We start from the raw sequence: 10,448 nt of genomic DNA, 5'->3' as shown, positions 1-10,448 counted from the left end.
GCCCCCGCCCTTCCGAGGAAGGGGAAGGCCCTTCGGGCCCTCTTCCACTTCCGGTGTGGACGACGAACGTCCAGTACGCCCCCCGCTCGCCCGCCAGCAGCCGGCGGAACAGCGCCAGCGCGTCCGCCCGGCCGAAGCCGGGGATCTCGCCCGTGTAGGTGCGCCGGATGACGAAGTTCGCGCCCTCGCCCCGGCCGATCTCGTCCTCGATGACCCGCCGCACGATCCGGGCGTACTCCTCGTCCCCGACGTCGAAGCCCCCGCCCTCGACCGCCACCTCGTGCCGGGGCAGCGCCGCCAGGACCTCCTCCAGCGGCAGTTCGTACGTCTCGTCGGCCTCCAGGACCGAGAGCGGTGTGCCGTCGTCGCGTACGTCGAAGCCGCGCTCGCGGATCTGCCGGAACGGGACCAGGGCGAGGGAGGGCCGCTCCCCGCACGGGATGTCGGCGAGCCGCTCCACCTCCCGTACGCCGCCGATCAGCAGCTCGACCACGWCGTGGTCGCGGCCGGGCGTACGGCGCCGGATCAGCGCGAAGGGCGGGCAGTCGTCGTCGAGGAGTCTGGCGAGAAGCGCGTGCGTGGACGCGGGTGTCTGTGTGTGTGCGGGTGTCTGCGCGGTGCGGGACATGCGGGTTCCTTCCGGTGCTGCGGGAGGAGGAACGGCCGCGGGAAACAGAAAAGGCCGCCCCTCGGGCGGCCTTCGCGTGGTCAGGAGTACGCGCGATCAGTGGGCCGCCGGATGAGCGGTCCACCACCAGTTCTGGTTCGGGTGCGCGAACATGCCCCGCACCCTAGCGGAAGAGGCGCGGGATGCGCGAAGGCCCGTCCGCCCCTTGGAATCAAAGGGACGGACGGGCCAGGCTGAATCGATTCTGCTCAGACCAGCAGGTTGAACATCTGCCAGCCGCCGCCCACCTGGACGCGCGCGGCGAACGGCGCGCCGGTCGCGCTGCCGGTGCCCTTGTAGTACCAGAGCACACCCGAGGAGTCGCGGGCCACCAGGTCCGGCAGGCCGTCGCCGTTCAGGTCGCTCGGGCCGAGCAGGGCGTTGTAGCCCTGCCAGCCGCCGCCGATCTGGACGCGCGGGGCGTACGGGGCCGTCGGCGTGCCGGTGCCCTTGTAGTACCAGAGGACGCCCGAGCCGTCCCGGGCCACCAGGTCGGCCCTGCCGTCCCGGTTGAGGTCGCCGGTGGAGACCATCGCGTTGTAGCCCTGCCAGCCGCCGCCTATCTTCACGCGCGCGGCGAAGGGCGCCGCCGGGGTGCCGGTGCCCTGGTAGTACCAGAGCACGCCGGTGCCGTCGCGGGCGATCAGATCGGCCTTCCCGTCCCCGTTGAGGTCACGGGCGCCGGTCAGGAAGTTGTACGTCTGCCAGCCGCCGCCGACCTTGAGCCGCCCCTTGAAGGGCGCGTCCGGGTTGCCGCTGCCCTGGTAGTACCAGAGCGTGCCGGTGCCGTCGCGGGCCACCATGTCGCCGGTGCCGTCCGCGCGCAGCGCGGTCATCGCGGAGACGGTGTTGTACCCCTGCCAACCGCCGCCGACCTGGTACCGCCCGTAGAACGGCGTCGAGGCGCTGCCGGTGCCCTGGTACTGCCACAGCACACCGGAGGAGTCCCGGCCGAGCAGGTTGTAGCGGGTGGTGCCCGCGTCGGGGGCGGTGCTGGTCGCCTGGTCGACGTCGGAGGCCTTCACCCACGCCATCCGGTGGTTGTACCGGATCGGGTAGAACGCGTTGGTCTTGCCCTGGACCAGGGTGCGGTCACCGGTGCCGGTGCCCGCGAACGTACCGGCGAACCAGTAGTCGCCCAGCTGCGCCGGGCCCGCCTGGACGTAGGCCTGACCGGCCGGGATCGAGTACTTGGTCAGCGAGGCCGAGTTGTTGGCCTGGACCGGGACGTTGGTCCCGGCGTAGGCCGAGTCCTCCGGGTAGGCGCGCCCGTACACCGGGATGGACGCGGCCCCCGCCTTGGGCTTGAGGACCGGCTGACCGGTCTTGCCCACCGGGGCGGTGAACCTGCCGCCGGGGTTGTAGAACCAGGCCTTCTGGCCGCCGTACCAGATCGCGGTCCAGTCGGTCTGCGCCTCGGCGACGACGTACTCGCCACCGGCGACGACCTTGTTGGACCAGTTCGGGCCCTCGGTCGCGGTCTGGGTGCCGAGGTAGGCGTCGGTCAGCGCCGAACCCGACGTGGAAGGCGTCTGGTACAGGTAGCCGAAGTTCGCCGGACGGCTGTACGTGCTGCCGTTGTACGTCACCGTGGGCTGGTTGGCCGAGGTGAACGGCGGGACCACCCGGACCAGCTGGCCGGCCTTGAGCGGGCCGCCCGCGCCCTGGTCGCCGCTGGGCGCGCCGACCAGGTTCATGTAGTGGTTCCAGTCCCAGTACGGGCCCGGGTCCCAGTGCTGGGACTTCACATTGGTGTCCAGCACGCCCGGCACCTCGTCGTGGCCGACGATGTGCTCACGGTCGAGCGGGATGGAGAACCGGTTCGCCAGGTACTTCACCAGCGCGGCCGAGGACTCGTACTGAGGCTCGGTGTACCACGTGGCGTTGTCCTTGATGGCATAGCCCTCGTGCTCGATGCCGATCGAGTGCATGTTCATCGTCTTGTTGGCCGCGTGCCAGGCCTCGTCCTTGGTCGCCACCAGCTGGGTGACCAGACCGTCGGAGGCACGGACCATGTAGTGCGCGCTGGCGTACGACGCGGGGTCCTGGAAGGTCCTCAGGGACCCGTCGTAGCCGCCCTCGGTGTCGTGGATGACGATGGAACGGATGTCCTCGCCGTTCGAGGGGCGGTTCGACTCGTTGTAGTTGCCGAAGTCGTCCGGCGTGGAGCTGTTCTGCTTGTACGCCGCCGGGCGGAAGTCGCAGTTCAGCCCCGCCGGGCACTCCGGCGTCCGGTCGGTCGTCGCGTTGAACGCCGCCGGCGACATCGTCTCCGGCCTGACCGGCTTCACCCTCGGGTCGGCCGGCAGGGCGAGCTGCTGGCCGTCCGCGGTCACCCGGGCCTCGCCCGTCCTGATCGACTCGTACACCCGCTTCGCGAACAGCGACGCGCCCTTGGTGTCCGGCGCCTGGCTGTAGCGGGCGACCGCCGCGTACCATTTGCCCGCGTCCTCGGGCAGCGAGCCCGTCGCGTCCTTCTGGTACTTCGCGAGCAGGGCCGCGCCCGCGCGGACGGACTGGTTCTCGTCCTCGCGGACCGCGTCCACCGGCTTGTCGATCAGCTTGGCGGCCTCGTCCAGCGTGTGCAGCCGGGGATCGCTCGTGTCGACGGCCTTCGGCGCCTTCTTCAGGGCGCGCTTGGCGTCGAAGTGCTTCATGACCGTCGGGTCGCCGCTCATGTTGAGGTGCGACAGCCGCTCGGCGTCCGTGGGCTGCTCGACGTCGTCCGCCGTCACCCGGGTCAGGCCCATGACGTTGTACGCGCCGGTCGTGGAGGGCTGCCCGTCGTGGCTCTCCCACAGCGTCTGCCGGTACGAGACCGCCATCAGCACGCTCTGCGGCACATGGAACTCACGCGCGGCGTCGGCGAACCGGGCCTGGAGCGCGTCGGCCGGACCGGCCGGCCTGGTGTTCGCGGTGGCGGGGCCGGGGGCGGCCACCGCCAGACCGGTGATCGCCGCACCGGCGACGACAGCCGTGCTCACCCCGTAGGCGATCAGCTTCTTCTTGCGGTCTCTGCGGTGTGTCCGCTTCAACGCCCACCCCTGCTGGCTCTGTTGATTTCTGAAGCACTTCTGAAACGCGCAGAGGCTAGCAGGCACCCGGCCGGGTCCCGTCACCGGGCGGGCCGCCCGCGTGTCTCATCAGGTGGGCGGGCGTATGGACGGCTTGGCCGACCCCGTAAGGTAATGGGGGTGACCGTGAACGTAAACACCTGGCGTGACCTTCCCGCGGCGCAGCAGCCCGAGTACCCCGATGCCGAGGCTCTGCGCGATGTGATCGCGGACCTCGAGTCGTATCCGCCGCTCGTCTTCGCGGGCGAGTGCGACCAGCTGCGCGCCCGGATGGGGGCCGTCGCCAAGGGCGAGGCGTTCCTGCTCCAGGGCGGTGACTGCGCCGAGGCGTTCGACGGAGTGTCCGCCGATCACATCAGGGCCAAGCTCAAGACCCTCCTCCAGATGAGCGCCGTGCTGACGTACGCCGCCTCCGTGCCCGTCGTCAAGGTCGGCCGGATCGCCGGACAGTACTCCAAGCCGCGCTCCAAGGGCACCGAGACCCGCGACGGCGTGACCCTGCCGACCTACCGGGGCGACTCGGTCAACGGCTTCGACTTCACCGAGGCCGCGCGCGTGCCGGACCCCGAGCGCCTGAAGCGGATGTACAACGCCTCCGCCTCGACGCTCAACCTGGTCCGCGCCTTCACCACCGGCGGCTACGCCGATCTGCGCCAGGTGCACGCCTGGAACCAGGACTTCGTCAAGCAGTCCCCGTCCGGCCAGCGCTACGAGCAGCTGGCCCGCGAGATCGACAACGCGCTGAACTTCATGAAGGCGTGCGGCACCGACCCGGCCGAGTTCAAGGCCGTCGAGTTCTACGCCTCGCACGAGGCGCTGCTGCTCGACTACGAGTCGGCGCTGACCCGGACCGACTCGCGCACCGGCAAGCTCTACGACACCTCCGGCCACATGGTCTGGGTCGGCGAGCGCACCCGGCAGCTCGACCACGCGCACATCGAGTTCGCCTCCCGCATCAGCAACCCGATCGGGATCAAGCTCGGCCCGACGACCTCGGTCGACGAGGCGCTCACCTACGTGGACCGGCTCGACCCGGACCGCGAGCCGGGCCGGCTGACCTTCATCGTCCGTATGGGCGCCGACAAGGTCCGCGACAAGCTGCCCGAGCTGGTGGAGAAGGTCACCGCCTCCGGCGCGGTCGTCGCCTGGGTGACCGACCCGATGCACGGCAACACCTTCGAGGCGGCCTCCGGCCACAAGACCCGCCGCTTCGACGACGTGCTCGACGAGGTCAAGGGCTTCTTCGAGGTCCACAAGGGCCTGGGCACCCACCCGGGCGGTATCCACGTCGAGCTCACCGGTGACGACGTCACCGAGTGCGTGGGCGGCGGCGACGAGATCTTCGTCGACGATCTGCACCAGCGCTACGAGACGGCCTGCGACCCCCGCCTCAACCGCAGCCAGTCCCTGGACCTGGCCTTCCTGGTCGCCGAGATGTACCGCGACCAGTGAGGTACCGGGATCAGTAGGTTCCTACGAGCCGTGGGGCGCGGATCTGTGATCCGCGCCCCACGGGCGTATCCGGGGCTTTTCGTCCTCCCGGACAGCAGGTACGGTTAGGTAAGCCTCACCGAATAGGGGATGGCTGCCGGACCGTTCCTGCCAGGGAGGTGACCCGCGTGTACGTCTGCTCTTGCTTCGGCATCACCGACAAGCAGGTCGAGCAGCACGCGGCCCAGGGCGCCTGCACCCCGCGCCAGATCGCCTCGGTCACCAAGGCCGGCACGGACTGCGGCTCCTGTGTGCGCACCATCCAGGGTCTGCTCGGCCGCGGCGCCTGCCCCCGCCGGGAGCTGCTGGAGAAGGGCGGGTCCGGCGCGGTCCTCGCCGCCGACCCCGAGCTCGTCGACGCCGGGCTCGTCGACGCCGCGTAGCTCTAGCTCTCCGGCTGCTCGATGAGCTGCGCGATGTACAGCGCCTCACCGAGCTTCTCGACCAGTTCGAGCTGGGTGTCGAGGTAGTCGATGTGGTGCTCCTCGTCCGCCAGGATCGACTCGAAGATGTTCGCCGAGGTGATGTCCCCCTTGGCCCGCATGACCTCGATCCCGCGCTTGAGGCGGTCGATCGCCTCGACCTCCACCTGCCGGTCCGCCTGGAACATCTCGGTGACCGTCTGCCCGACCCGGACGTGGAAGAGCCGCTGGTAGTTGGGCAGCCCGTCCAGGAACAGGATCCGGTCGGTCAGCACCTCCGCGTGCTTCATCTCGTCGAACGACTCATGGCGCGTGTACTTGGCGAGCTTCGTCCAGCCGAAGTTCTCCTGCATCTTCGCGTGCAGGAAGTACTGGTTGATCGCGGTGAGCTCGGCGGTCAGCTGCTCGTTCAGGAACTCGATGACCTCGGGGTCGCCCTGCATCGCAGAGGCTCCTTCCACACGGGTGAGGGGCAGATTCGCGCGCATCCTCGCACCGCGTGCGGGGAGCGTCCAGTAAGTACACGCTTAGTAGGAGTTGCCCGAATCGGGGCGCCGCTGGTCATGACCACCCCTCGCCGTCTGTCACCATGGAGTCATGGGTCAGCCGGAACGCCCGGAGCAACGGGGAGCAGCGCAGTCGGAGCTTCCCCCGGGGCAGCGGCTCCAGCGCGGCTGGCCGGTCACCCACTACGGTCCGGTGCCCCGGTTCAAGCCGGAGCGGTGGGAGTTCCGGGTCTTCGGGGCCACCGCCGACGGCGACAAGCACTGCTGGAACCACGAGGAGTTCACGGCCCTGCCCTTCGCCACGGTCGTCGCGGATCTTCACTGTGTCACGAAGTTCTCGATGCTGGGGGCCGAATGGGGCGGAGTCCTCGCGCGCACGGTCGCCGAACTCGCGCCGCCCGCCCCGGATGTCACCCATGTGATGGTCTGGGCGGAGTACGGCTTCAGCTCCAATCTGCGCCTCGCCGACTTCCTCTCCGACCGTACGGTCTTCGCCACCCACAAGGGCGGTGACCTGCTGACCGCCGAGCACGGTTTCCCGGTACGGCTGGTCGTCCCGCATCTGTACGCCTGGAAGGGCCCGAAGTGGGTCCGCGGCATCGAGTACATGACGGCGGACCGGCGGGGTTTCTGGGAGGAGCGGGGCTACCACAACGTCGGAGACCCCTGGCGGGAGCAGCGCTACTCGTACCAGGAAGAGCCCGGGGACGGCCCCGAGCTCTGATTCCCTGGTGCGTGCGGTGCGTGCGGTGATCAGTGGTGGTACTGGTGCACCACCGCGTGGCCCTTGCCGCGCCCGATCATCCACTTGTTGACCGGTGTGGTGATCACGAAGGCGAGCGCCAGCGAGACCACCAGCGAGCCCCAGAACAGCGCGTCCGAGAGCGTCGCGTCCATGGCGGCCGGCCAGAGGGCGATCACCCCGTTGTCGATCAGCTCCATGACCGCGATGGAGAGGGTGTCCGCGGCGAGCGCGACCTTGAAGGCGGTACGGAAGTCGACGCCGGCGCGGGTGATGCCGCGCAGGGTGAGCGAGTAGCCGAAGAAGAACGCCAGCACGATGGCCAGCACCATCGTCGGCATGTTGCCCCAGCCGAACGCGGTGCCCACGATCATGCCGAGCACTTCGCCGATGGCGCAGCCGGTGAGGCAGTGCAGGGTGGCCTGGGCGGCCATCGACCAGCTGACCTTGCCGCCGCCGTGGCCGTGGTGGGCGTGCGCGTCGCCGTGCTGCTGGTGCTCGTGGTGCTCGTGGTGCTCGTGGTGGCCGTGCTCGGTGTGCGTGTGCGCCTCGTGCTGCATGACTTCCCCCAACGCCGGATGACCGTTCCTGTCGATGACAAGAACGGTATACCCCCCAGGGGTATTCCTCAAGGCGCCTCGGGAGGGAAGATCAGATCCTCAGGGACTTCAGCAGCGCCACGTCCGCCGCCTGTCCCTCCTTCCCGCCGGGCGTCTCGATGACCAGCGGTACGCCCTCGGTCGCCGGGTGCGCGAGCAGCTCGCGGAACGGCTCGGCGCCTATGTGGCCCGCCCCGATGTTCACGTGCCGGTCCAGGTGCGAGTCGACGCCCTCCTTGGAGTCGTTGGCGTGGATCAGCTTCAGCCGTCCTTCGCCGACGGTCTCCACCAGCAGGTCCAGGGTCTGCGCCGCGCCGCCGGGCGCGGCCAGGTCGTGCCCGGCGGCGTGGATGTGGCAGGTGTCCAGGCAGACGCCGAGCCGGGGGTGGGCGTCGAGCGCCTCGAAGTACGGACCGAAGTCCCAGGTCCGCGAGCACAGCGAGGCGCCCTGCCCGGCCGTCGACTCCAGCAGCAGGAACGGGTCGTCGTCGTGGGTGAGCTCGTCCAGGAGCGGCAGCAGCCTCTCCCGTACCTGCGCCAGCGCCTCGGCGCGCGGCCTGCCGCCGGTCGCCGAGCCGGTGTGCACGACCACGCCGAGCGCGCCGATCGCACGGCCCCGGCGCAGCGAGTGCCGCAGCGACTCCACCGACCTCTCGGCGGTCGCCTCGGTGTGCGAGCCGAAGTTGATCAGATAGGGGGCGTGGACGTACGCGGAGATGCCCGCGGCGGCGCACTCCGCGCGGAACTTCTCGTCCTGGGCGGGGTTGCCGGGCGGTGTCGCCCAGCCGCGCGGGTTGGCGACGAAGACCTGGACGGTCTCGGCGCCGATGTCGCGCGCGTAGGCGAGGCCGGTCGTGGCGAGGCCGCCGGCCACGGGGACGTGGCCGCCGATGGGGTTGCGCATGGGGTGGTTCAGAGTCCCTTGGTCTTGATGGTGATGGTGGAGCCCTCGGGCGCCTGGGAGCCGGCCTCGACGGACTGGCTGGCGATCTCGTCGCTGAGGAACGGGAAGCCGTGGTCGACCTTGACCTTGAAGCCCGCCTTCTCCAGGTCCTTCTTGGCGTCGTCGCTCTTCTCGCCGGTCACCTTGGGCACGGTGACCATCCGGGGGCCCTTGGAGACGGTGAGCGTGACCGTGTCGCCCTTGGCGAGGCGCGAGCCCTCCGCCGCGGACTGGGCGGCGACACTGCCCGCCTCCTGCGGCGAGTTGACCTGCTCGGGCGCGACGGTCACCTCCAGCCCCGCGTCCTTCAGCGCCGAGGTGGCGTCCTCCACCGAGTCCCCGACGACGCCGGGGGTCTCGACGGGGGCGCCCTTGCTGACGACGAGGGCGACGGCGGAGTCCGCGCGGCGCGAGGCACCGGCGGACGGCTCGGTGCTGACGACCGAGCCCTGGTCGGTGTCCTCGTCGAACTGCTCGGTGACCGCGCCCGGCGTCAGCCCGGCGTCGGTCAGGGCCTTCTTGGCGTCGTCCAGCGACTTGCCGCCGACGTCCGGGACCTTGACCATCTCGGGGCCGCTGGAGAGGACCACGGTCACCGAGGCGTTGCCCCGCACGCGCGCGCCGGTCTCCGGGTCCGTCTCGATGACCGTGCCGCGCTTGACGGTGTCGCTGTGGCGGCGGTCGACCTTCTTCACCGAAAGACCCGCGTCCTCCAGCCGCTTCTTGGCGGCGCTCTCGCTCTGCCCGATGACGGCGGGGACGTGCGTGAACTGGCCGGAGTTGATGTACCAGACCCCGGCGCCGACCCCCAGGACCAGCAGCACGGCGGCGATCACGGCGATCAGGCCGCGCCGGCCGTTCAGGACGAGGCGCGTCCGGCCGCCGCGCGCGCGTGCCGGGGCGGGCCCGGGCGGCGGCATGGTGAGCCGGCTGGTGCGGTTGACGTGGTCCTGCTCGGCCGGGAGCGGGGCGGCGCCCGCCGTGGGCGCGGTGCCCCTGGGCGGGGTCGCCGCCGCGCGCGGTATGACGCTCGTACGGTCCTCGGAGCCGGTGCCCCCGGCCGTCGGCAGGGCCTGCGGGGGCGCCGCGTCCAGCTGCTCGTCGGTGAGCGCGGCGCGGGCCGCGCGGGTCTGCGCCAGCAGGCCCACCGCGTCGTACGGCCGCGCGTCGGGGTGGCGGGCGGTGGCCGACGCCACCAGCTCGTCCAGCTCCATGGCGAGGCCGGGCACGACGGCGGACGGGGCCGGCACGCCCTCGTGGAGGTGGGCGTAGAGGATCTGGGCGGCGTTCTCGCCGGAGTGCGGTTTGGCGCCGGTGAGCATCTCGTACAGCACGACACCGCACGCGTAGACGTCGGCGCGGGTGTCGGCGGTGCCCTGCTCGATCTGCTCGGGCGCCAGGTAGGAGACGGTGCCGAGGACGTCGCCGGTGGTGCTGGTGACCGTGTCCACGGCCCTGACCAGGCCGAAGTCGGCGACCTTGACCCGGCCGTCGTCCCCTATCAGGATGTTTTCCGGCTTCATGTCCCGGTGGACGAAGCCGGCCCGGTGGGCCGCGCCGAGGGCGGCGAGGACCGGCTCCAGGATGTCGAGGGCGGCCCGGGGCTGGAGGGCGCCGCGCTCGCGCAGCACGTCGCGCAGGGTGCAGCCCGCCACGTACTCCATCGCCAGGTAGACGTATCCGCCGTCGGTGCCCTGGTCGAAGACGCCGACCACATTGGGGTGGGCGAGCCGGGCGACGGACTTGGCCTCGCGGATGAACCGCTCCACGAACGAGCCGTCGGCGGCGAGGGCGGGGTGCATCACCTTGAGGGCGAGCACCCGGTCGAGCCGGGTGTCGACGGCCCGGTAGACCGTGGCCATACCGCCGACGGCGATGCGCGCCTCGACGCGGTAGCGGCCGTCGAGCACCTGCCCGACGAGCGGGTCCTGAAGGGTCGTATCCACGCAGCAGAGTCTACGAGCGGCCTCGGACAGCCCTGCCGTCCCGGGTGGTACCGGGGCG

9 protein-coding genes and 1 pseudogene are annotated in these 10,448 nt (G+C 70.8%); 3 read left to right on the top strand and 7 right to left on the bottom strand.

Going from position 1 to position 10,448, the window contains the following annotated elements; genetic code table 11:
- The 3 genes and pseudogenes from ACJA3G_RS19865 to ACJA3G_RS19855 all read right to left on the bottom strand — a co-directional run.
- Window positions 1–628: pseudogene (locus ACJA3G_RS19865) on the bottom strand (phenazine-specific anthranilate synthase component I); the annotation flags it as partial.
- A gap of 96 nt (window positions 629–724) precedes the next feature.
- Window positions 725–781: a trp operon leader peptide gene (locus tag ACJA3G_RS19860; RefSeq protein WP_358836186.1), complete on the bottom strand. Its 57-nt coding sequence runs from the start codon at window positions 779–781 to the stop codon at window positions 725–727.
- Window positions 782–876: 95 nt separating this feature from the next.
- On the bottom strand, window positions 877–3,702 hold the full coding sequence (locus tag ACJA3G_RS19855) for an N-acetylmuramoyl-L-alanine amidase (protein ID WP_406554362.1): 2,826 nt from the start codon (window positions 3,700–3,702) through the stop codon (window positions 877–879).
- Window positions 3,703–3,855: 153 nt separating this feature from the next.
- On the opposite strand from ACJA3G_RS19855, the gene ACJA3G_RS19850 reads away from it, so the two are divergent.
- Both ACJA3G_RS19850 and ACJA3G_RS19845 read left to right on the top strand, forming a co-directional pair.
- Complete coding sequence (locus ACJA3G_RS19850) at window positions 3,856–5,193, top strand: class II 3-deoxy-7-phosphoheptulonate synthase (protein WP_406554361.1); 1,338 nt, start codon at window positions 3,856–3,858, stop codon at window positions 5,191–5,193.
- A gap of 167 nt (window positions 5,194–5,360) precedes the next feature.
- On the top strand, window positions 5,361–5,615 hold the full coding sequence (locus ACJA3G_RS19845) for a bacterioferritin-associated ferredoxin (protein ID WP_406554360.1): 255 nt from the start codon (window positions 5,361–5,363) through the stop codon (window positions 5,613–5,615).
- Between the two features lie 2 nt (window positions 5,616–5,617).
- Here the strand turns inward: ACJA3G_RS19845 and bfr are convergent, their stop codons facing one another.
- The gene (gene bfr, locus ACJA3G_RS19840) at window positions 5,618–6,097 is read right to left on the bottom strand and encodes a bacterioferritin (RefSeq protein ID WP_188274092.1); all 480 of its coding nucleotides are present in this window, start codon (window positions 6,095–6,097) and stop codon (window positions 5,618–5,620) included.
- A 154-nt stretch (window positions 6,098–6,251) separates the two neighbouring features.
- Here bfr and ACJA3G_RS19835 point away from each other — a divergent pair, with 154 nt between their 5' ends.
- The gene (locus tag ACJA3G_RS19835) at window positions 6,252–6,884 is read left to right on the top strand and encodes a sulfite oxidase-like oxidoreductase (RefSeq protein ID WP_358836181.1); all 633 of its coding nucleotides are present in this window, start codon (window positions 6,252–6,254) and stop codon (window positions 6,882–6,884) included.
- A gap of 29 nt (window positions 6,885–6,913) precedes the next feature.
- On the opposite strand, the gene ACJA3G_RS19830 is transcribed toward ACJA3G_RS19835, so the two are convergent.
- From ACJA3G_RS19830 to pknB, 3 genes are all read right to left on the bottom strand, one after another.
- Window positions 6,914–7,462, bottom strand: a complete 549-nt coding sequence (locus ACJA3G_RS19830) for a DUF4396 domain-containing protein (protein WP_406554359.1) — start codon at window positions 7,460–7,462, stop codon at window positions 6,914–6,916.
- Between the two features lie 91 nt (window positions 7,463–7,553).
- Window positions 7,554–8,405 carry a deoxyribonuclease IV gene (locus ACJA3G_RS19825; protein ID WP_406554358.1) on the bottom strand — a complete coding sequence of 284 codons (852 nt, stop codon included), beginning with the start codon at window positions 8,403–8,405 and terminating at the stop codon, window positions 7,554–7,556.
- Between the two features lie 8 nt (window positions 8,406–8,413).
- Window positions 8,414–10,390, bottom strand: a complete 1,977-nt coding sequence (gene pknB / locus ACJA3G_RS19820; protein WP_406554357.1) for a Stk1 family PASTA domain-containing Ser/Thr kinase — start codon at window positions 10,388–10,390, stop codon at window positions 8,414–8,416.
- Window positions 10,391–10,448: the final 58 nt, after the last annotated feature.

Origin of the sequence: Streptomyces sp. YS-3, assembly GCF_045257485.1 — a bacterium.
GTDB lineage: Bacteria > Actinomycetota > Actinomycetes > Streptomycetales > Streptomycetaceae > Streptomyces.
This window is presented reverse-complemented; position numbering and strand designations above follow the sequence as displayed.